Consider the following 25,021-nt stretch of genomic DNA (forward strand, 5'->3'; position numbering starts at 1 on the left):
GGCGGACCATGCCTGCCGTTCAGTGAGCCATGCCCGCTGTGCGGCACCGGTGTCGAGATGGCTGTGGGAACTCGTGAAGTGTTCCGGAATCAGGGGTATCAGTTGACTGCGATCGAAGGTTTCGACAGCACGGACTTCGACAGCACCATCCAGGCCGACGGCGTCGAGGCAATGGACGTGTTTCCGTTGTCGCACGCTCAGTTGGGCATTTGGTACGCGCAGCACGTCGACCCCGAGGTTCCCTTCAACATCGGTCAGTACATCGATCTTCACGGTCCCGTCAACACCGCCGTGCTCGAGCAGGCGTGCATCATTGCCTCGCAGGAGATCGAGACGGGCTACCTGCGACTGGTCGAAATCGACGGCGTCCCGCAGCAGGTCGTCGATCGCACGATCATCGACCATGTCCAGGTTCTCGACCTGCGCGAAGAGTCCGACCCGTTTGCGGCGGCGATGGCGTGGATGCGCGCCGACCTGGCCGCCCCGGTCGACCTCGTCGCCGATCGGCTCATCAAGGGCGCCACTCTCCGGATCGAGGACAGCCGGTACCTCTGGTATGCGCGGGTGCACCACATTGCGCTCGACGGGTACGGCGCCATGACCTACATGAAGCGGGTCGCCGAGGTCTACACCGCGCTGCTCGAGGACCAGGCCGTCCGGCCCGGCAAGGTGTGGACATTGCGCAACCTGTACGAATCCGAGGTGGCGTACCGCGAGAGCACTCGGTTTGCCACCGACCGTGAGTACTGGATGGAGCAGATCGACGGAGTCGAGGAGGCGACGAGTTTCGCCGGACGCTCGGCCGCGCCGGCGATCAATGGCGGCATCGTCAGCGGGGCGTTGTCGCTCGACGAGGAATCCGCACTCGACCATGCAGCCACCCGACTCGGCTCGTCGCCGTCCGGCATGTTGCTCGCGGCGTTCGCCGCCTATCTTGCGCAGGCGACCGGTAGGGAAGATGTCGTCCTGAGTCTTCCCGTGACGGCCCGTACCACCGCAATCATGCGCAACTCGGGCGGCATGTTGTCGAACATCGTTCCGCTGCGGATTCGGGTGGCCGCCGACACCGTGGTGTCCGGACTGCTCGGTCAGGTCCAGGCCGCGGTGACCGGTGCTCTGCGGCACCAGCGCTACCGTCATGAAGACATCCGGCGTGACGCCTCGACGGCGAATACGCAGCGCGATCTGCTGGGCCCGCTCGTCAACATCATGCTCTTCCACGACGAGGTCGCGTTCGGCACGGTGGTCGGAGAACTCCACATCCTGTCGACGGGTGTCGTCGAGGACCTCGCGGTCAACTTCTACCAGAGCGTTGCCGGTACGCGGACCCACATCGACTTCGAGACCAACCCGAATCTCTACACCGAATCCGAAGCCCTCGAACATCATTCGCGGTTTCTCGCCTTCCTCGGCAAGTTCCTTGCCGCTGACGCGGATACGGCAGTATGGGCTCTTCCGCTGGCCACCGATGCCGAGCGGGAGCTCGTCGTCGACACCTGGAACGAAACCACGCGCGAGGTGCCGGAGGGCACGTTGGTGTCGTTGTTCGAGGAGCAGGTCGGGCGGACGCCGGATGCGGTGGCGGTGTCGTTCGAAGGTGAGTCGTTGACGTACGGCGAATTCGCCTCCCGGGTGAATAGTCTTGCGCGGTATCTGATTTCGATTGGTGTGGGTCCGGAGTCGTTGGTGGCGGTCGCGATGCGGCGGTCGCTGGAGATGATGGTTGGGATCTACGCGGTGCAGGCCGCCGGTGGCGCGTACGTGCCGGTGGATCCGGATCAGCCGGTGGAGCGGATGGCGCACATCCTGGACTCTGCGGCACCGGTGTGTGTGTTGTCCACGGCGCGTGACGGTTTCGAGGTTCCGGGGCAGACGTCTGTCCTGTGTGTGGACGGGCTGGATCTGTCGGGGTATGCGGACTCGCCGGTGTCGGATGCGGAGCGGCTCGGGGCGCTGCGGGCGGAGAATGCGGCGTACGTGATCTTCACGTCGGGATCGACGGGGCGCCCGAAGGGCGTAGCGGTGTCGCATCGTTCGGTGGTGAACCGTCTCGTGTGGGCGCAAGCGGAGTACGGGTTCACGCCGTCGGATGTGGTGTTGCAGAAGACGCCGGTGACGTTCGACGTGTCGGTGTGGGAGCTGTTCGCCCCGTTGCAGGTTGGTGCGCGGTTGGTGGTGGCGGAGCCGGACGGGCATCGGGATCCGCAGTACCTGGCGCGGGTGATCGCCGAGGAGTCGGTGACGTCGGTGCATTTCGTCCCGTCGATGCTGTCGGTGTTCGTGACCGAGCCGTCCGCTGCGTCGTGCACGGCGGTGACGCGTGTGTTCTGCTCGGGCGAGGGCCTTCCGGTGTCGACGGCAGAGGCGTTGCATCGGTTGTGGCCGTCGGCGCGGTTACACAACCTGTACGGGCCGACGGAGGCTGCGGTGGAGGTGACCTTCCACGAGGTCACCGAGGCTGATGTGACGAGTGTGCCGATGGGTGCGCCGGTGTGGAACACCCAGACGTTCGTGCTCGATGCGCGGATGCGTCCGGTGCCGGTGGGTGTTGCAGGTGAGCTGTATCTGTCGGGTGTGCAGTTGGCGCGTGGGTACCACGGTCGTCCGGATCTGACGGCCGATCGGTTCGTGGCGAATCCGTTCCGGTCGGGTGAGCGGATGTACCGAACCGGCGATCTGGTGGTGTGGACGTCCGCGGGTGAGTTGGAGTACTTGGGGCGCACGGACTTCCAGGTCAAGCTGCGTGGTCAGCGCATCGAGCTCGGTGAGATCGAGACGGCGTTGATCGCTGACGCGCGGGTGGCGCAGGCGGCCGCGATGGTGCGATCCGACGCGGGCGCCGGCGACCACCTCGTCGCCTACGTGGTGCCGGCTGCCCGTCAGGTCGTCCAGGGTGAGGCATTGCGATCGGCGTTGGGGTCGGTGTTGCCGGTCTACATGGTGCCGTCGACGATCGTGGTGCTCGAGGCATTCCCGTTGAATGCCTCCGGCAAGCTCGATCGCAGGGCTCTGCCTGTTCCGGTGATCACCCCCGGCATCGCCGAGTACCGAAGCCCCCGAACCCTGTCCGAGGAGATGGTCGCCGGCATCTTCGCCGATGTTCTCGGGCTCGAGCGCGTGAGTGCGGACGCCAGCTTCTTCGACCTCGGCGGCGACTCGCTGATCGCCAACCAGGTTGTGTCCAGGATCGGGGCGGCTTTCGGAATCCGGTTGGGTGTGCGGGCGCTGTTCGAGGCGCCGACGGTGTTCGGTCTGGCTGCCAGGGTCGACTCTCAGGCGGGAACTCACGAAAGTGCCCTCGAGCTGGTGGCGGGCCCGCGTCCGAAGTTCGTTCCGCTCTCGCTCGCCCAGCAGCGCATGTGGTTCCTCAACCAGTTCGACCCTGCGGCCGCCACCTACAACATGCCGTTCGTGGTGCGCATGTCGGGGCAGGTCGACACCGGTGCGCTGACGGCGGCCCTGACCGACGTGCTCGAGCGGCACGAGGCGCTGCGCACGGTGTTCCCGGACTCGCCGAGCGGGGCACACCAGGTTGTCGTGCCGGTGGAAGAGGTCGCTCGGCTCGGCCAGGTCGAACGGGTCACCGACGAGGAACTCGTGGTGCGCCTGGCCGATTTCGCTCGCGGCGGTTTCGACGTCACAACCGAGGTCCCGATCAGGATCCGGATGTTCGAGTTGATCGATTCGGGGGGTGAGTCCCTCGAACCCGGCGAGGTCGCAGTCGGGATAGTCGTACACCACATCGCGGCGGACGGTGTCTCGCTGTCGGTGCTCGCTCGGGACGTGGTCGCCGCCTACACCGCGAGGCACCAGGGTGCGGCACCGGCGTGGCCCCCGTTGGTCGTCCAGTACGCCGACTACGCGCTCTGGCAGCGCGAGCGCCTCGGAACCGACGGCGATCGGGATTCGTTGTCCTCCAGGCAGATCGAATTCTGGCGGACCGAACTGGCAGGGCTGCCCGATCAATTGGACCTGCCGACGGACCGGCCGCGCCCGATGGTCCAGTCCTTCAGCGGTGGGCGGTTGCGCTTCGCGATCCCGGCACAGACCTACCAGTCGCTGGTCGGCTTCGCTCGCACCCAGGGCGTGACGCCGTTCATGGTGACGCATGCGGCACTGACTGTGCTGTTGTCGCGCCTGAGCGGCACGTCGGACATCGCGGTGGGCACCGTTGTCGCGGGTCGCGGTGAGCAGGCTCTCGACGACCTCATCGGCATGTTCGTCAACACCCTCGTGCTGCGCACCCGGGTGGACGGTGGTTCCTCGTTCGTCGACCTCGTGACGCAGGTGCGTGATCATGACCTCGCCGCATTCGGGCATGCCGACGTGCCGTTCGAGCAGCTCGTGCAGGCGCTGAAGCCGGCTCGGTCCACCGCGCGACACCCGCTGTTCCAGGTGGGGCTCTCCTTCGAGAACATGGAGCGTGCCGAGGTCGAACTACCTGGTTTGGTGGTGACGGCCGACGAGGTACACGTCGACCTGTCGAAGTTCGATCTGCAGTTGACCGTCGCCGACCGACCGCGCGGCGCTGCAGTCACGGAGGACGTGGCGGCCGAGTTCGTGTACGCCTGCGATCTGTTCGACGAGTCGACCGTGGCCGGATTCGCGACCAGGTTCCTGCGGATTCTCGAAGCGGTGCTCTCGGCGCCGGGACTTCCCGTGGGTGACGTCGACATTCTCGATGCAGACGAGCGTGCCGATCTGGTTCGAGTCGGCCCGCCCGGGCCGAAGCCACAGACCCTGGTGGATCTGTTGACCGCGGCAGCGGTGGAGCGACCCTCGTCGGTGGCGCTGACCTCGTTGGGTGTCGAGGTCACCTATCGGGAACTCGACGAGCGTTCGTCGCGACTGGCACGGCTGTTGATCGAGTCGGGGGCTGGGCCGGAGACTGCGGTTGCGGTTGCGATTCCGCGGTCGATCGAATCGGTTGTGGCGGTGTGGGCCGTCGCGAAGACCGGGGCCGCATTCGTGCCGGTCGACCCGAACTATCCGGCCGACCGGGTCGTCCACATGGTTTCCGACTGTGGCGCCGTGACAGGTGTCACGGTGGCGCGGTTCGCGGCAGAGCTGCCGGGTGGGCTGCGGTGGTTGGCGCTGGACGATGCCGGACTTGCGGCCCGATGCGACGAGATGTCGGCCGCGCCGCTGACCGATGCCGATCGGATTCGTCCACTGCGGCTCGAGAACCCGGCGTACATCATCTACACCTCGGGGTCGACGGGGTTGCCGAAGGGTGTCGTCGTCACCCATGCGGGGTTGGCGAACTTCGCTGCATACCAGCGGGCCGCCTTCCCGAGCGGGGTTGACCCCCGGACGTTGCACGTCGGGTCGCCCAGCTTCGACATCTCGGTCCACGAGATGCTGCTCGCCGCAACTCTGGTCGCGACGATGGTGATTGCGCCCCCGACAGTGTTCGGTGGCGCCGAGCTTGCGGAACTGGTGCGCCGCGAACGGGTGACGCACCTGATGATGACTCCGGTCGCGCTCGCGTCCGTCGACCCGACCGACCTGCCGGACCTGCGGGTGGTCGGGGTCGGCGGCGAGGCATGCCCGCCGGAACTGGTTGCACGCTGGGCGGGTGGCCGAGTGTTCGTGAACGCGTACGGACCGACCGAGAGCACGGTTGTCAGCACGAGCACAGGGCCGTTGGTACCGGGGCAGGTTGTCACCGTGGGCTCGCCGGTGTGCGGTACACGCGCAATGGTGCTCGACAGCCGGCTCGAGCTGGTGCCGGTCGGTGTCACAGCTGAGCTGTATCTGGCGGGGCCGGGGTTGGCCCGTGGCTATCGGGGCCGGAATGGCCTCACTGCGGATCGGTTCGTCGCGGATCCGTTCGGTTCCGGTGGCAGCCGGATGTACCGGACCGGTGATCTGGTGCGGTGGACTTCGGGCGGTGACCTCGAGTACGTCGGCCGGTCGGACTTCCAGGTCAAGGTCCGCGGCTACCGCATCGAACTCGGCGAGATCGAATCCGCGCTCATCGCCCACGACGACGTGGATTTTGCGATCACGCTCGGTCACACCAATGCCAACGGAACCACGGCACTGGTCTCCTACGTGGTCCCTGCGTCCGGTCGCTCGATCGACACGACGGAGCTCGCCGCTTTCATCGGGCAGTCTGTGCCGGCGTACATGGTGCCGACGGCGATCATGGTGATCGACGAGATCCCGCGGACGCCGGTGGGCAAGCTCGATCGGAAGGCACTGCCGGAGCCGGTGTTCGAGTCGCGGCCGTACCGCGCCCCGTCCACACCGGTCGAGGAGACGGTAGCCGATGTGTTCGCCGATGTGCTCGGTGTGGATCTGGTCGGCCTGGACGACGACTTCTTCGAACTCGGCGGCAACTCGCTGATCGCGACGCAGGTGGTTGCCCGGATCGGCGCGGCGCTCGACACGACTGTGCCGGTGCGTGTGCTGTTCGAGGCGTCCACGGTCGCTGCGCTGGCGGCGGCAGTCGAATCGATCGCAGGCACGGGTGCGCGTCCTGCGCTCGTCGCGCAGGCTCGGCCGGACCGGATTCCGTTGTCGCTGGCGCAGCAACGGATGTGGTTCCTGAACCGGTTCGATCCCGAGTCGGTGGTGTACAACCTGCCGCTGGCACTTGCGATGTCCGGCGAGCTCGACGTCGTGGCTCTCGAGCAGGCCGTCGCCGACGTCATCGGCCGTCACGAAGCGCTGCGGACGGTCTATCCCGATACCGGGGGAGAGATCTGCCAGGTCGTGTTGCCCGCAGTCGAGGCGGCCCCTGCACTGTCGCCCGAGCCGGTCCCGACCACGGAGCTGTACTCGGTGTTGGCCGAGTTCTTCTCGGTCGGTTTCGACGTCAGCACGGAGATTCCGCTGCGGGTCCGTCTGCTCGAGACGGCGGATGGCGAGTTCGTGTTGGCGATGGTCGTGCATCACATTGCGGCAGACGGCTTCTCGGTGGGTCCGTTGGTTCGGGATGTGATGACTGCGTATGTGTCGCGGTCGTCGGGTGTGGAGCCGGCGTGGGCACCGCTGCAGGTGCAGTATGCGGATTACGCACTGTGGCAGCGGGAAGTACTGGGCTCCGAGGACGACGAGGAGTCGGTGATCGCGGCCCAGTTGCGCTACTGGTCAACCCAGCTGGAGGGGTTGCCGGATCAGTTGGACCTGCCGTGGGACCGACCGCGTCCGGTGGCCGCCTCGTATCGTGGTGCCACCCATGCGTTCGCGATCGATGCCGATCTGCACCGAGCCCTCGACGAGTTGGCGCGGGCGCAGGGTGCGACATTGTTCATGGTTGTGCATGCGGCGTTGTCGGTGCTGCTTGCCCGGCTGTCCGGTGCTGGTGACATCGCCGTCGGTGCCCCCGTGGCCGGGCGCGGTGAGGCCGCGCTCGACGATCTCGTCGGGATGTTCGTCAACACCCTGGTGCTGCGGACGCAGGTCGATCCGACGCACTCGTTCGTCGAGTTGCTCGCGCAGGTCCGGGACGTCGATCTCGGCGCCTTCGTGCACGCCGACGCGCCATTCGAGCGCGTCGTCGAGATCCTCGACCCGCAGCGTTCGCAGGCGCGGCATCCGCTGTTCCAGGTGATGCTCTCGCTGCAGAACCAGGCCCGCTCGGAACTTCAACTCCCGGGACTCGACGTCAGAGCGCTCGACTACGACGAACGGGTGTCGAAGTTCGATCTACACCTGGACCTGACCGAGAAGGCAGGCGACGACGGCGCACTCGAGGGCCTGCACGCCGATCTCATCTACGCCACGGACCTGTTCGACGCGACGACGGTCGACACCTTCGCGGATCGGTTCGTTCGGGTTCTGCGTGCGGTCGTTGCCGACGGGTCGGCCGCGATCGGGGACCTGCCACTGCTCGCCGATGCCGAACTCGAGCTCGTCGTCGACACCTGGAACGAGACGGCACTGGCGTTGCCGGAGGGCACCTTGGTGTCGTTGTTCGAGGCGCAGGTCGGGCGGACCCCGGATGCGGTGGCAATGCGTTTCGAGGGCGTGTCGCTGACGTACGGCGAGTTCGCTTCTCGGGTGAATCGTCTTGCGCGGTACCTGATTTCGGTGGGTGTTGGTCCGGAGTCGCTGGTGGCGGTCGCGATGCGGCGGTCGCTGGAGATGATGGTCGGGATCTACGCGGTGCAGGCGGCCGGTGGTGCGTATGTGCCGGTGGATCCGGATCAGCCTTCGGATCGGGTGGGGCACATCCTCGATTCCGCGGATCCGGTGTGTGTGTTGACGACTGCGCGTGACGGTTTCTCGGTCGCGGGGGACAGGTCTGTGCTGTGTGTGGACGAGCTCGACTTGTCCGGGCTGTCGGACGCGCCGGTGTCGGATGTCGATCGTCTCGGGCGGTTGCGTTCGGAGAGCCCGGCGTACGTGATCTTCACCTCCGGGTCGACGGGTCGACCGAAGGGGGTTGCGGTAAGCCACGGCGCGATCGTCAACCAGGTCGAATGGATGGCGGTCCGGTACGGATTCGGTGAATCCGACGTCGTGCTGCTGAAGACGCCGTTCACGTTCGACGTGTCGGTATGGGAGTTGTTCGTGCCGCTGGTGACCGGTGGCTCGGTGCACATCGCCGAGCCGGACGGCCATCGTGATCCCGAGTACCTCGCCGGGGTGATCGCCGGGTGTGGCATCACGGCGACCTCGTTCGTTCCGTCGATGCTGTCGGTGTTCCTCGACGTGCAGGCGGCGAACGGTGTGTCGTCGGGTGCGTTGCGGCACGTGTTCGCGGCCGGTGAAGCGTTGCCCGCGGAGACAGCGGTTCGCTTCGCCGCGGTCTTCTCTGCGCAGCTGCACAACCTGTACGGTCCGACGGAGGCGGCGGTGCACTCGACGCATCGCCGCGTCGACGGCTCCGAGTCCGTGTCGGTGCCGATGGGTGTGCCGGTGTCGAACACCCGGGTGTTCGTGCTCGACGCGCGTCTGCATCCGGTTCCGGTTGGCGTCGCAGGCGAGCTTTATCTGTCCGGCGTACAGCTGGCACGCGGGTATCACGGTCGAGTGGACCTCACCGCCGATCGGTTCGTGGCCGATCCGTTCGGTGACGGTGAGCGGATGTATCGCACCGGGGACCTGGTTCGCTGGACTGCGTCGGGTGAGTTGGAGTACATCGGACGCACGGACTTCCAGGTGAAGTTGCGAGGCCAGCGCATCGAACTGGGCGAAGTCGAAGCGGCGCTGCTCGCGCATCCGAACGTGTCGCAGGCAGTTGCAGTGGTGCACGAGGATGCCGGGTCGGGTCAGCGACTCGTTGCATACGTCGTGTCGGCTGGTGATGAACAGGCCGACGCTCGGGTGCTCGGCGGTGCCTTGCGGTCGACGTTGCCGTCGTACATGGTTCCCGCCGCGTTCGTCGTCCTCGACGCCTTCCCGTTGAACGCCTCCGGCAAGCTTGATCGGAAGGCGTTGCCGGAGCCGGTGTTCGAGGTGCGGGAGTTCCGCGCTCCGTCGTCTCCGATCGAGGCGATCGTGGCCGGGGTGTTCGAGCAGGTGCTCGGTGTCGAGCGGGTCGGTGCCGACGACGACTTCTTCGAGTTGGGTGGCAACTCGTTGATCGCCACTCAGGTGGTGGCGCGACTCGGGGCCGTTCTCGGTACCAAGATCGCGGTCCGCATGCTCTTCGACGCGCCGTCGGTCGCGGCGCTCGCGCTGGCGGTCGACGGGATCGCCGACCGGGGAGCCGGTGCAACTCCACTGGTCGCAGGACCTCGCCCCGAACGTATTCCACTGTCCACCGCGCAAACGAGGATGTGGTTCCTCAACCGATTCGACACCGCATCCGGGGTCAACAACGTTCCGTTCGCGGTGCGACTGTCCGGCGCGGTGGATGTGGCCGCTCTGCAGGCCGCCGTGCGGGATCTGCTCGAACGCCATGAGGTTCTGCGCACGGTCTATCCTGCGTCGGACGAGGGTCCGACGCAGGTGATCGTGGCGGTTGATCAGGTGCTTCCGGATCTGACGCCGCTGGTGGTGTCCGAAGCCGATCTGTTCGCCCGGGTTGCCGAGTCGGCGTTGGCGGGATTTGACGTCACCGAAGCGGTGCCGGTGCGGGCACAGCTGTTCCAGACGGCGGAGACCGAGTTCGTCTTCGTGGTGGTGATTCATCACATCGCGGCGGACGGCTTCTCGATCGGGCCGTTGATTCGGGACGTGATGACGGCGTACGTGTCGAGGTCTGCTGGTGTCGCGCCGGGGTGGGCACCGTTGCCGGTGCAGTACGCGGACTACACGTTGTGGCAGCGTGAGGTGTTGGGTTCGGAGGAGGATCCGGACTCGCTCGTGTCTGCGCAGCTCGACTATTGGCAGCAGGCACTCGCGGGGTTGCCCGAGCAGCTTGATCTTCCGTCGGATCGGCCGCGGCCGGCGGTGGCGTCGAATCGTGGTGCCACGTACTCGTTCTCGGTCGATGCGGGGCTGCATCGCGGTCTCGACGCGCTGGCTCGGCGGCAGGGTGCGTCGCTGTTCATGGTTGTGCATGCGGCGTTGTCGGTCTTGCTGGCTCGGTTGTCGAGCACCGGTGACATTGCGGTCGGTGCGCCGGTTGCAGGCCGTGGTGACGCGGCTCTCGACGATTTGGTGGGGATGTTCGTCAACACGCTGGTGTTGCGGATGCAGGTTGATTCGTCGTCCTCGTTCGTCGATGTGTTGGCTCAGGCGCGTGAGGTCGACCTGGGTGCATTTGCCCACGCCGATGCTCCGTTCGAGCGGTTGGTGGAGGTGTTGGCGCCTGCGCGGTCGCAGGCGCGGCACCCGCTGTTCCAGGTCGCGCTGTTCTTCCAGAACCTGGGCCGAACGGAACTCGAGCTTCCGGGACTCCGCGTTGCACCACTCGACGTCGATGCTCGGATGGCGAAGTTCGACCTGCAGGTGACGGTGACGGAATCCGCCACCGACGAGTCCGGTGCCCTCACCGGAATGTCCGTCGACCTGATCTATGCGACGGATCTGTTCGACGAGGATTCGATTGCTGATTTCGGACGTCGGCTCGTTCGGATTCTGTCCGCGGTGACGGCGGACCCGGGGATCGCGGTCGGTGACGTCGATCTGTTCGACGGTCCCGAGCGGGTCCGAGTTCTGGGCCAGTGGAACGACTCGGCGCACGTGCTGCCGGCCGATGAGTTGCTGTTGGACGAGTTCCGGGCGCAGGTGACGGCGAACCCGGCTGCGACAGCGGTGGTGTTCGAGGGTGCGTCGCTGACCTACGGGGAGTTCGCGTCGCGGGTGAACCGGTTGGCGCGGGCGTTGATCGCGTCGGGTGTGGGGCCGGAGTCGCTGGTGGCGTTGGCTGTTCGGCGTTCCTTCGACCTGGTTGTGGGCATGTATGCGGTGCTCGAGGCCGGTGGCGCATACGTGCCGATCGATCCGGACCATCCGTCCGAGCGAATCGGTCACGTCCTCGACACGGCGGACCCGGTGTGTGTGTTGACGACTGTGCGAGACGGCTTCGAGGTTCCGGGCGAGAGAGCTGTTCTCTTCCTGGATGCCGTGGACCTGACGGTGCATTCCGATGCTCCGGTGACCGATGCGGAGCGGGTGTCGGCGCTGCGGCCGGAGCATCCGGCGTATGTGATCTTCACGTCGGGGTCGACGGGTAAGCCGAAGGGTGTCGCGGTTCCTCACGGTGCGATCGTCAACCAGGTGCGTTGGATGGAGAACGAGTACTCGTTCTCGGCGGAGGACGTGTATCTGCAGAAGACGGCGACGACGTTCGATGTGTCGCTGTGGGGCTACTTCCTGCCGCTGCGGACGGGTGCGACGTTGGTTGTCGCGACGCACGACGGCCACCGGGATCCGGTGTACGTCGCGGATACGATTGCGGCGCATGGTGTGACTCTCACCGACTTCGTGCCGTCGATGTTGACGGTGTTCGCCGAGTACGCGCCTGCGTCGTCGTTGGTGTCGCTGCGGGATGTGTTCGTGATCGGTGAGGCGTTGCCGGCGGAAACGGTGCGAGCCTTCGGGGCGGTGTCGTCGGCGCGGGTACAGAATCTGTACGGGCCGACGGAGGCGGCGGTGTCGATCACCTATGCCGATGTGACGGACGTGGCTGCAGGCGGGGCGGTGTCGATCGGGCGCCCGCAGTGGAATTCGCAGATGTATGTACTCGATTCGCGGTTGCATGCGGTTCCGGTGGGTGTTCCGGGCGAGCTGTATCTGGCGGGTGCGCAGTTGGCGCGGGGGTACTACCAGCGGGTGGACCTGACGTCGGATCGGTTCGTGGCGAATCCGTTCTCGGTGTCGGGTGAGCGGATGTACCGGACCGGTGACCTGGTCACGTGGAGTCCGTCGGGTGAGTTGAACTACATCGGACGTACGGATTTCCAGGTGAAGTTCCGCGGTCAGCGGATCGAGCTCGGTGACATCGAGACTGCTTTGCTCGCGGATGGATCGGTGAGCCAGGCGGTTGTGCTGGTGGTGCCGACGGCGACCGGTGATCAGCTGGTCGGGTATGTGGTGCCGGCTGCCGGCGCGGAGGTCGCTGTCGCCACCGTACGGGCCGGTCTGGGTGATCGGCTGCCGTCGTACATGATTCCGTCGGCGTTGGTTGTGTTGGACGAGTTCCCGTTGAACTCGTCGGGGAAGTTGGATCGTAAGGCGTTGCCGGATCCGATCTTCGAGGCGAGGGAGTTCAGGGCGCCGTCATCGCCCGTTGAGAGGGTTGTTGCTGCGGCGTTCGGCGAGGTGCTCGGGGTCGAGCAGGTCGGTCTGGATGACGACTTCTTCGAACTCGGTGGCAACTCGTTGGTGGCGACACAGTTGGCGGCTCGGCTGGGGGCCGCGCTGGACATGCGAGTGCCTGTCCGGGATCTGTTCGAGGCGTCGACTGTTGTGGGCTTGGCGGCGCGGTTGGGTGCGGAGGCCGGCAGTGGGGGTCGCGCTCCATTGGTGGCGGGGCCGCGTCCCGAGCGGGTGCCGTTGTCGTTGGCGCAGCAGCGGATGTGGTTCTTGAACCGGTTCGACACGTCGTCGGCTGCGTACAACATTCCGTTGGCGATTCGGTTGACGGGTGAGTTGGACACCGACGCACTGACGGCGGCGCTCGCAGACGTGGTCGCACGGCACGAGTCGTTGCGGACGCACTACCCCGAGACCGCAGACGGTCCGGTGCAGGTCATCGCAGCGCCGGGTGATGCGATCCCGACCCTGCACCGGGTCCGGGTGGATGCGGACCACCTGCACGAGCGTCTGTTCGAGCTCGCAACCACCAAGTTCGACGTGACGGCGGAGATTCCGTTGCGCATCACGCTGTTCGAGGTGGGTTCGAACGAGTACGTGTTGGCGGCCGTCGTGCATCACGTCTCGGCAGACGGCTCGTCCATGACGCCGTTCGTCGGTGATGTCATGACCGCGTACGCCTCCAGGTTGGGCGGGAACCCGCCCGCATGGAGCCCGCTGCCGGTGCAGTACGCCGACTACGCCATCTGGCAGCGTCAGGTGCTCGGTGACGAAGAGGAGCCGTCGTCGGTCGCGGGACAGCAGATCGACTTCTGGCAGCGAACCCTCGCCGGCATTCCGGACCAGCTGGATCTCCCGAGCGACCGCCCCCGACCCGCCGTGCGCGACAACCGGGGTGGCCGCGTCGCCTTCGAGATCGACGGGCGACTGCACCGCGAACTCGCCGAGTTCGCACGCGGCGCGGGAGCGACGGTCTTCATGGCAACCCACACCGCACTCGCTGTGCTCTTGGCTCGGTTGTCGGGAACGGACGACATCACCGTCGGCACACCGATCGCCGGACGTGGCGACGCCGCGATGGACGGCTTGATCGGCATGTTCGTCAACACCCTGGTCCTGCGCACCGCAGTCGACGGCGCGCAGTCCTTCACCGAGCTCCTCGCCTCGGTGAAAGATGCCGACCTGGCCGCGTTCGGTCACTCGGACGTTCCCTTCGAGCGACTCGTGGAGGTGCTCAACCCCACCCGCTCCACCGCCCGGCACCCGCTGTTCCAGGTCGGCTTCTCGTTCCAGAACCTGGCCAAGACGAGCCTCGAACTGCCCGGACTGGCGGTGTCCGCGCTGGACATCGACAACGGCATCACGCAGTTCGACCTGCAGCTCTTCCTCGTGGAGCGATTCGATGCAGACGGTGCTCCCGACGGGGTCGAGGCGATGTTCCACTTCGCGACGGATCTGTTCGACCAGCGGACCGTCGAACGCTTCGCCGAGCGGTTCGTGCGAATCGTCGAGGCGAGTGTCTCGAATCCCGACGTCGCGGTCGGTGACATCGACCTTCTCGACGACGCCGAACACGGGCGCCTGGTGACCGAGTGGAACCAGACTCGGATCGCCGTCGCGGACGACACACTTGCAGGCCTCTTCCGCGCGCAAGCATCCGCGACACCGGATGCGCCTGCACTGTGGTTCGAGGGAACGGAGCTGAGCTACCGGGAGTTCGATGCCCGGGTCAACAGGGCTGCCCGTGCACTCGTCGACCGTGGTGTCGGACCGGAATCGCTCGTGGCACTTGCCATGCGTCGATCGATCGACCTTGTGGTGGGCATGTACGCGGTCGTTCAGGCAGGTGGCGCCTACGTGCCGATCGATCCCGATCAGCCGGCTGAGCGCACGGGGCACATCTTGGACACCGCGGCACCGGTGTGTGTCGTGTCCACCTCCCGAGATGGATTCGACGGGGCCGGGGACAGGTCTGTCCTTCTCCTGGACTCCGACGATCTCACCGGTTTCGCGACCGATCCCGTCCAGGACTTCGAGCGGGTGCGGCCGCTGCGCCCGGAGAACCCGGCCTATGTGATCTTCACGTCCGGGTCGACGGGCAAGCCCAAGGGTGTCGCCGTGAGCCACGCGGCGATCGTCAACCAGTTGCTGTGGAAGACTGCCGCGTTCGGGCTCGACGGCTCGGACTCGGTACTGCTCAAGACGGCGGCGACGTTCGACCTGTCCGTGTGGGAGTTCTGGTCGCCACTGGTATCCGGCGGTCGGATGGTCATCGCGAAGCCGGGCGGCCAGCAGGACCCCGATTACCTCCTGGATCTGCTGCGCTCCCAGCGCGTCACCACGCTGCATGCCGTGCCGTCGACGGTGGCCATGCTCTCGGCCGCGGCATCCGGTGCGGCATTGTCGGATTCGCTGCGTCGCGTCCTTGCGATCGGGGAGGCGCTGCCCGCAGCCACGGCACAGGCCTTCCGCGCGGCGAACTCCGCCCGCTTGGTCAACCTGTACGGCCCGACCGAGGCGGCGGTGTCGGCGACCTCGCACGAGGCGAGCGATGCGGACACCGCGTCGGTGCCGATCGGACAGCCGGAGTGGAACACACGGGTGTACGTGCTCGACCGTCGGCTCAATGTCGTTCCGATTGGCGTCGCCGGTGAGCTGTACCTGGCGGGCGCACAGCTCGCACGGGGTTACCACGGCCGGGCGGACCTGACGGCGGATCGGTTCGTGGCCAATCCGTTCGGTGCGCCGGGTGAGCGGATGTACCGCACCGGTGACCTGGTGAGCTGGCGTCCGGACGGGAAACTCGAGTATCTGGAGCGCAGTGACTTCCAGGTCAAGGTGCGTGGCTTCCGGATCGAGCTCGGTGAGATCGAGGCCGCGCTGGCGACCGATCCCACCGTCGCCGCGGCAGTGGTTACCGCGTACTCCGACGAGCGAGCCGGCGACCGGCTGGTGGCGTACGTGGTGCCCGCGGCTGGTGAGCAGATCGATGCGGTCGAGCTGAAGGCTTCGGCTGCCCGGGCGCTGCCCAGTTACATGGTGCCGGCGGCGATCGTCGTGCTCGACGCGCTGCCCCTGAACATCAACGGCAAGATCGATCGGAAGGCGCTGCCGGCGCCCGAGTTCGAGGCCGCCGAGTTCCGGGAGCCGACCACGGACGCCGAGAGGTTGGTGGCGGAGGTATACGGTGACGTTCTCGGTGTCGCTCAGGTCGGTCTCGACGACGACTTCTTCGCCCTCGGCGGCAACTCACTGATCGCCACTCAGGTCACCGCGCGGTTGGGCGCGGCTCTGGACACTCAGGTTCCGGTCCTCTGGTTGTTCGAGGCGCCGACAGTCGCCGAGCTCGCTGCGCGGGTGGCTGCGACGGCAGGGTCCGGTGGCCGTCCCCCGCTCGTCGCGGGGGATCGTCCGGACGAGTTGCCGCTGTCGTTGGCGCAGCAGCGGATGTGGTTGGTCAACCGGCTGATGCCGGATTCGGCGGCCTACAACATCCCGGTGGCCATCAGGCTGTCCGGTCTGCTCGACACCGCGGCCCTCGAGGCGGCGTTCGGCGACGTGCTCCGCAGGCACGAGGTGCTCCGGACGGTGTACCCGGACGGGCTGCACGGTCCGGTGCAGGTGGTGCTGCCGTCGAGCGAGTCGACACCCGTTCTCGAGCGGGTGTCCGCCACCGAGCAGTCGTTGCCCGGGCAGGTGGTGGAGATGGTGTCGGGGAACTTCGACGTCACGGCCGACCTGCCGGTGCGGGCGCGGCTGTTCGAACTCAGCCCCACCGAACACGTGTTCGTGGTGATGGTGCATCACATCAGCGCGGACGGATTCTCGATGGGACCGCTGACCCGCGACGTCATGGTGGCCTACACGGCGCGGGTGGACGGTCAGGAGCCGGGTTGGGCGCCACTCGCGGTGCAGTACGCCGACTACGCCCTGTGGCAACGTCGGGTCTTGGGTGCGGAAGACGACCCCGAGAGCCTGCTGACACGGCAGGTCGACTACTGGCGCGGCCAGCTCGCCGGACTTCCTGAGCAGCTCGAACTGCCCACCGATCAGCGCCGACCCGCCCGCCAGTCGATGCGCGGCGCATCGTTCGACTTCGACGTCGATCCTGACGTCGCCGCCAGGCTGGCAACCCTCGCCCGTGACCACAACTCGACCGTGTTCATGGTCGTGCACAGTGTGTTCGCGGTGCTGCTCGCGAAGCTGTCGGGCTCGACGGACATCGCGATCGGCACACCGGTCGCGGGTCGCGGTGAGCAGGTCCTCGACGACCTCGTCGGCATGTTCGTCAACACGGTGGTGCTGCGAAGTGACGTCGGGTCGGGGATGACGTTCTCCGAGCTGCTCGAGCAGACCCGGACCACCGATCTGACTGCTTTCGGCAACGCGGATGTGCCGTTCGAGCGGGTCGTCGATGCGGTCGGCAGGCAGCGGTCCACTGCGTACTCGCCGTTGTTCCAGGTGTTGTTCGCCTTCCAGAACATGGCCACCACGTCGCTTCAGCTTCCGGGACTCGAGGTGTCGCTGATGGACAGCGGCTTCGAGCAGGCCAAGTTCGACCTGCAGCTCACCGGTTCGGAGCAGTTCGACGATCGCGGCCGGCTGGTCGGGCTCGGCCTGCAGTTCCTGTACGCGACCGATCTGTTCCTCCCGGAGACGGTCCGTCTGTTCGCCGGTCGGTTCACCCGGATCCTGGAGGCAGTGACGGAGGACCCCGACGTCATGCTGCGGAGCATCGACATCCTCACCGACGAGGAACGCTCCCGACTCGCACCGCAGCCGGCGCAGACCGTGCAGGATCTGCCGGACTTGTTGGCCGCGGCAGCGGGGGTCGCTCCGGACGAGATCGCTCTCAGCCACGACGGAAAAGAGGTCACCTACGGTCAGCTCGGAACGAAGCTGGCGGCCGTCACGAAGACCATGGGAGCGACGCTCAAACCCGAGGCGATCGTCACGGTGACGTTGTCGGGTCTGTTGCCGGGCATCCTGCCGAAGCTCGGTCCCGAGGGCCTCGCCACGGTGCTCGAGTCACTGATCGGTTCGTCTCGGTCAATTGTTCGGAAAGCGCAGTTCGACAGCGCGTCGTGACCCTATAGTTCACCGGACGGAGCCGGGGACCCCGGAGTCGTCGGCATGCGCTTCGTCGATGTCGTGTGCCGGTTAGCAGTGGTTTTACGGGAGGTTTTGGCTAGATGTCGGGTGTTGAGCCGCGAGGGCACTTTCTTTCGATCGAAGACTTGCCGCGGTTGATCGCAGAAGCTGTTAGGACCGATCCCGATCGCCTCGCGATCGCTCACGGCGACACCGACGTCAGCTACGGCGCGTTGCATGCGGAGTTGGAAAGCCTGGACGCGGCGATGGGCGGCGCACTCGGACCCGATGCCCTGATCCCGGTGGTGCTCTCGACCCTGCTGCCCGGACTCGACGAAGCCGAGGACAACGGACTTGCGGCCGTGCTCGACGGCTTGTTCGCGGATGTGGTCGAGGCCGTCGGCATCGTCGCGACGGCACCCCGGACGCTCGCATCGCTGTTCGACGAACAGGTCGCGCGGACCCCAGCGGCGGTCGCTCTCGAATTCGAGGGCGCCGAGATGACCTACGAGGAGTTCAACTCACGCGCGAATGCCCTGGCCCGCAAGTTGATCGAGTCCGGCGTCGGCCCCGAGTCGATGGTCGGGTTGGCGATCCGTCGCTCCTTCGACCTCATGATCGGCATGTACGCCATCGTGAAGGCGGGTGGCGCCTACGTGCCGCTCGACCCCGACCATCCGGCGGACCGTATCGCGTACGTTCTCGAGGTGGCGCAGCCGGCGGCGGTGCTCACCACCGCCCGCGACGCTGTGCCGTTGCCCGCGAGCGCAACGGTGTACGAGATCGACACCCTCGATGTGAGCGGCTACTCAGGTGCCACGGTCACGGACACGGACCGCATCGTGGCGCTGTCGGCCGACAACGCGGCCTATGCGATCTTCACCTCCGGGTCGACCGGGCGCCCGAAGGGAGTTGCGGTCAGTCATCGCTCTGTCGTGAGCAACATGCTGTGGCGTACCGCCCAGTACCGCATCACCGGCGACGATGTCTTCCTGCAGAAGACACCGTTCACCTTCGACGTCTCGTTGTGGGAGGTGTTCTGGCCGCTGGCGGCGGGTGCGAAGCTGGTCATCTCGACGCACGACGGCCACCGCGACCCGGCCTATCTCGCGCGGACGATGGTCGACCGTGGCGTCACCGTCGCCCAGTTCGTCCCGTCGATGTTGTCGATGTTCCTCGCCGACCCCGCGGCTCGCGGGGTCGGGACGTTGCGGCTGGTCTTCTCCTCGGGTGAGGCGTTGCCACCCGAGACCGCGGCGCGCTTCCGTGGCATCTTCGATGTGCCGCTGCACAACATGTACGGTCCCACCGAGGCCGCAGTCGACGTCACCCGCCACGAGACGAGCGAGGCTGACGGGGCGACGATGCCCATCGGTTACGCCATCGCGGAGACCGAGGTGCTGGTCCTCGACGACGGGCTGCGTCCGGTGCCGGCCGGGGTTCCCGGTGAGCTGTACCTTGCAGGCGTCCAGCTCGCCCGCGGTTACGTCCGCCGGCCCGAACTCACCGCGGATCGATTCGTCGCGAACCCGTATGGTGCCCGTGGCGCACGTATGTACCGCACCGGAGACCTCGTCCGGTGGAACCCGGCCGGCGCCTTGGATTACCTGGGACGCATCGACTTCCAGGTCAAGCTGCGTGGTCTGCGTATCGAGCTCGGTGAGATCGAGTCGGCCCTCCTGGCAAGCAGCGAGGTCGCGCAGTCGGTTGTGGTCGTGCACAACGACCCTACCGTCGGTGACCGCCTCGTCGCCTACCTGATCGCCGAACCGGGCTCCTCGCCCGACCACCGTCAGCTCAGTGCCGACCTCAAGCAGCGACTTCCCGACTACATGGTGCCGTCACTGTTCGTCGTCCTCGACGCCTTTCCCATCAACGCGAGCGGCAAGCTCGACCGGAAAGCGCTACCGGCGCCGGATTTCTCGTCTCTCGCACGTGAGTACCGCGCTCCGAGCACACCCACCGAGGAGCTGCTGGCAGAGCTGTTCGCCGAGATGCTCGGACTCGAACGGGTCGGTGTCGACGACGACTTCTTCGAACTCGGTGGCAACTCGTTGGTCGCCACCCAGGTGGCGGCACGGTTGGGTGCAGCACTCGACACGGTGATTCCCGTCGTCACGGTGTTCGAGGCCTCGACGGCCGCCGGACTGGCCGCCGTAGCCGACGAGCTCTCCGGCCGAGGGGCACGAGCTGCGCTGGTGGCGGGTGAGCGGCCGGAGCGGCTGCCGCTGTCGTTGGCGCAGCAGCGGATGTGGTTCCTCAACCGGTTCGATCCCGAATCCGCCCTCTACAACATTCCGGCAGCACTCCGGCTGACCGGTGAACTGGACCTCGACGCGCTTCGCGCGGCGGTCGTCGACCTTTTCGAGCGCCACGAGTCGCTGCGGACGGTCTACCCGGAGATCGACGGTGAGCCGTCTCAGGTGATCGTGCCGACCGGCGAGGCGGTACCGGATCTGACCCCGGTCACGGTCGACGCAGCCGAGATCCTCGGGGCTGCCACGACCCTGATGGCGAATGGGTTCGACGTCACAACCGAGGTTCCGCTGCGTGCGCACCTCTTCTCGGTGCGTGGGACGGCCGAGCCGGAGTTCGTGCTGGTGATGGTGGCACATCACATCAGCTCGGACGGCTGGTCGATGGCGCCGCTCACCCGTGACCTGATGCTCGCCTACGTCGCCCGCAGCACGGGGCAGACACCGGGGTGGGCGCCGCTCCCGGTGCAGTACGCCGACTTCGCGCTGTGGCAGCGGGAGGTGTTGGGCTCGGAGTCCGACCCGGACTCCGTCATGGCCGGCCAGCTCGATTTCTGGCGCGGGGCACTGGCCGATCTGCCTGATCGACTGGATCTTCCCGCGGACCGGGTACGTCCGGTCGTCGCATCGAATCGTGGCGCTGCGCATGTGTTCGAGATCGACGCACAGCTCCATGCTGCGCTGAACGAGCTTGCCAGGCAGGAGAACACGACGCTCTTCATGGTCGTGCACGCGGCCCTCGCCGTGCTCTTGGCGCGACTGTCGGGGACATCCGACATCGCGGTCGGTGCGCCGGTGGCCGGTCGTGGTGAGGCGGCACTGGACGATCTGGTGGGTATGTTCGTGAACACTCTGGTGTTGCGGACGCAGGTCGACCCGGCGAGTGCGTTCACCGAGCTTCTGGGACAGACGCGGGCGGCGGATCTGGCGGCGTTCTCGCATGCGGATGTGCCGTTCGAGCGACTGGTGGAGGTGTTGTCGCCGACCCGGTCGCAGGCACGACACCCGCTGTTCCAGGTGGCGTTGTCGTTCCAGAACGTCGAGGTACCCGTTGTCGAACTGCCAGGTTTGCGGGTGGCCGGACTCGAGGTCGATGCGCGGGTCGCGAAGTTCGATCTGCAGGTGACGATGTCGGAGTCTGTCGACGAGGCCGGCGAATCGTCCGGCATGACCGCCGAGATCACGTATGCAACAGACTTGTTCGACCCCGCCACGGTCGAGGGGTTCGCGGAACGGTTCGTTCGGATCCTGCGCGCAGTGGCCAGTGTCCCGTCGGCGGTCGTCGGTGACATCGAACTGCTCGGTGCGGTCGAGCGTGAGGCGATCCTCGAGCAGTGGAACACCGCCGATCTGCCGGTTTCGGACGCGACCTTGGTGGCGTTGTTCGAGCAGCAGGTGGCCGCGTCTCCGGACGCGGTTGCATTGGTGTTCGAGGGCGAGTCACTGTCGTATGGCGAGTTCGCTTCTCGGGTGAATCGTCTTGCGCGGTACCTGATTTCGGTGGGTGTTGGTCCGGAGTCGCTGGTGGCGGTCGCGATGCGGCGGTCGCTGGAGATGATGGTCGGGATCTACGCGGTGCAGGCGGCCGGTGGTGCGTATGTGCCGGTGGATCCGGATCAGCCTTCGGATCGGGTGGGGCACATCCTNGATTCCGCGGATCCGGTGTGTGTGTTGACGACTGCGCGTGACGGTTTCTCGGTCGCGGGGGACAGGTCTGTGCTGTGCGTGGACGACGTGGATCTGGCTGAGTTCTCCGATGGTGTGGTGTCGGATACTGAGCGGCTGCGGCCGTTGCGTGCGGAGAGCACGGCGTACGTGATCTTCACGTCCGGGTCGACGGGTCGGCCGAAGGGTGTGGCGGTCAGCCATGCCGCGATCGTGAATCAGGTGGTCTGGATGGCCACCCGGTACGGGTTCGGTTCCGACGACGTCGTATTGCAGAAGACTCCGTTCACCTTCGATGTGTCGGTGTGGGAGTTGTTCGTGCCGCTGGTCACCGGCGGGGCGGTGCTTGTTGCGCGGCCGGACGGCCATCGTGATCCCGAGTACCTGACGTCGGTCATTGCCGAGGGTGGCGTCACGGCGACGTCGTTCGTGCCGTCGATGCTGTCGGTGTTCGTCGATGTGCAGTCCGCGGCCGCCATCGCGGGTGGGATGTTGCGGCACGTATTCGCGGCCGGTGAGGCGTTGGCCGCCGAGACTGCCGCCCGTTTCGGTGCGGTGAGCGGTGCGCAGTTGCACAACCTGTACGGTCCGACGGAGGCCGCGGTGCACTCGACGCATCGCCGGGTCGACGGTACCGAGTCCATGTCTGTGCCGATCGGTGCTCCTGTTCCGAACACGCAGGTGTTCGTGCTCGACTCGCGCCTGAATCCTGTTCCGGTGGGTGTTGCGGGTGAGTTGTATCTGTCGGGTGTGCAGTTGGCGCGTGGGTACCACGGTCGGGTGGATCTGACGGCGGATCGGTTCGTGGCGAATCCGTTCCGGTCGGGTGAGCGGATGTACCGGACCGGTGATCTGGTGTTCTGGACCGAGTCCGGTGAGCTCGAGTATGTGGGGCGTACCGACTTCCAGGTGAAGTTGCGTGGCCTGCGGATCGAGTTGGGTGAGATCGAGGCCGCGCTGCTCGCGGAGCCGGGTGTGTCGCAGGCAGTGGCCGTGGTGCGTGAGGACACCGCGTCCGGCCCCCTTCTCGTGGCGTATGTGGTGCCGGTGGCCGGGGCCCGGGTGGAGGTGGACGCGCTCGGCGGTGCCCTGCGTGCAAGCCTGCCGTCGTACATGGTTCCGTCGGCGTTCATGGTGCTCGACGAGTTCCCCGTGAGCGCTTCCGGCAAGCTCGAGCGGAAGGCGTTGCCGGCGCCGGTATTCGAGGTGGCGGAGTTCCGGGCACCGTCCACGCCCACCGAGGAGATCGTTGCCGGGTTGTTCGCCGAGGTCCTCGGAATCGAGCGCGTCGGTCTCGACGACGACTTCTTCGCGTTGGGCGGCAACTCGCTGATCGCGACCCAGGTGGTGGCCCGGTTGGGTGCTGCGTTGGACACGACGGTGCCGGTGCGGGAGGTTTTCGAGGATTCGACGGTTGTCGGGTTGGCTGCGCGGCTTGCGTTGATTGCGGGTCGTGGGCGTCGTGCGCCGTTGGTGGCGGGGGTGCGTCCGGATCGGGTGCCGTTGTCGTTGGCGCAGTCTCGGATGTGGTTCTTGAACCGGTTCGATCCGGAGTCGGCGGCGTACAACATTCCGGCGGCGATCCGGTTGTCCGGTGATCTGGACGTGTCGGCGTTGCAGGCTGCGGTGGCGGATGTGGTTGCGCGGCATGAGGTGTTGCGCACGGTGTATCCGGAGTTCGAGGGCATCGGTTGCCAGGTGGTGTTGGACGAGTTCGTGCTGGATCTGACGCCGGAGTCGGTTGCGGCGGCCGAGGTGCCCGGGCGGGTGCTCGGTGTGGTCGGTGCGGGTTTCGATGTGGCTTCGCAGGTGCCGATGCGGGCGGTGTTGTTGCGGGTTGACGGGGACGAGCGCGAGCATGTGTTGGTGGTGGTCGTGCACCACATCGCGAGCGACGGATTCTCGATGGCTCCGTTGACGCGTGATCTGATGGTGGCGTATGGCGCGCGTCATGCCGGCGTGGCACCGGGCTGGGATCCGTTGCCGGTGCAGTACGTGGATTACACGCTGTGGCAGCGTGAGGTGCTCGGATCCGAGGACGATCCGGAGTCGTTGATCAGTCGTCAGCTCGGGTTCTGGACGCAGGCGCTCGCCGACCTGCCCGAGGTCCTCGAGTTGCCGACCGATCGTCCGCGGCCGGCTGTGGCGTCGAACCTGGGTGCAGTACACGAGTTCGAGATCGAGCGGGATCTGCACGAGGCCGTGGATGCGCTCGCGCAGGCCTACCGGGTCACCCCGTTCATGGTCGTGCATGCCGCGGTGTCGGTGTTGTTGGCGCGCTTGACCGGTACCACGGATATCGCGGTCGGTTCGCCGGTCGCGGGTCGTGGCGAGCAGGAGCTCGACGATCTGGTTGGCATGTTCGTGAACACTCTGGTGTTGCGGACGGCTGTGGATGGTGCACAGTCGTTCGCTGAGGTTCTGGAGTCGGTGCGGGAGGTGGACCTGGCGGCGTTCGCGAATGCGGATGTGCCGTTCGAGCGGTTGGTGGAGGCGCTGAACCCGACGCGTTCGCGGTCGCATTCGCCGTTGTTCCAGGTGTCGCTTGCCTTCCAGAACCTTGGTGCGGACCAGTCCGTCGAGTTGGATGGCCTGAGTGTCGAGGCGCTCGAATCCGACGTGGTTCCTGCGAAGTTCGATCTGGAGTTCAGTTTTGCCGACCGATATGAGGAGGGTGTTCCTGCCGGGATCGGTGTCTGGCTGACGTATGCGACTGATCTGTTCGAGGCGGCGACGGCGGCGCGGTTCGCGGATGTGTTGCGGCAGGTCTTGCGGCAGGTGACGGCTGATCCGGCTGTGCCGGTCGGTGATGTGGTGGTGGTGCCGGAGGCCGATGCGGAGTTGATGCTCACGGCGTGGAATGCGACGGGTGCGGTGGTGCCGTCGGGCACGTTGGTGGATCTGCTCGCTGCGACGGTGGGGGATCGTCCGTCTTCGCCTGCGGTGACTTTCGAGGGTGTGACGTTGACCTTCGAGCAGTTTGCGGGTCGCGTCAATTCTCTTGCGCGGCAGTTGATTTCGGTTGGTGTTGGCCCGGAGTCGACGGTGGTGGTCGCTGCGCGGCGTTCGATCGAGATGCTGGTCGCGATGCATGCGGTGATGACGGCCGGTGGTGCGTATGTGCCGGTGGATCCGGATCAGCCGGTGGAGCGGCTCGAGTCGGTGTTCGACATCGCTCGGCCGTTGTGTGTGTTGACCACTGCGCGCGATGCGGTTGATCTTCCGTCGGGTGTCGCGGCGGTCGAGGTGGACCTGTTCGTGGAGTCGTCGTGGTCCGGGTCGCCGGTCACCGATGCCGAGCGTGTCCATCCGTTGCGNCCGGAGAATGCCGCGTACGTGATCTTCACGTC

2 protein-coding genes are annotated in these 25,021 nt (G+C 66.5%); both read left to right on the plus strand.

Annotation, left to right across the window (positions count from 1 at the left end; all coding sequences use genetic code 11):
- The first annotated feature begins 102 nt into the window (after positions 1-102).
- Positions 103-17,748, plus strand: a complete 17,646-nt coding sequence (locus RHCRD62_RS16765; protein WP_253277343.1) for a non-ribosomal peptide synthase/polyketide synthase — start codon at positions 103-105, stop codon at positions 17,746-17,748.
- Between the two features lie 149 nt (positions 17,749-17,897).
- A partial coding sequence (locus tag RHCRD62_RS16770) for a non-ribosomal peptide synthetase (protein WP_157050956.1) occupies positions 17,898-25,021 on the plus strand: 7,124 nt, incomplete at its 3' end.

This window comes from Rhodococcus sp. RD6.2, from assembly GCF_001040705.1.
GTDB lineage: Bacteria > Actinomycetota > Actinomycetes > Mycobacteriales > Mycobacteriaceae > Rhodococcus_G.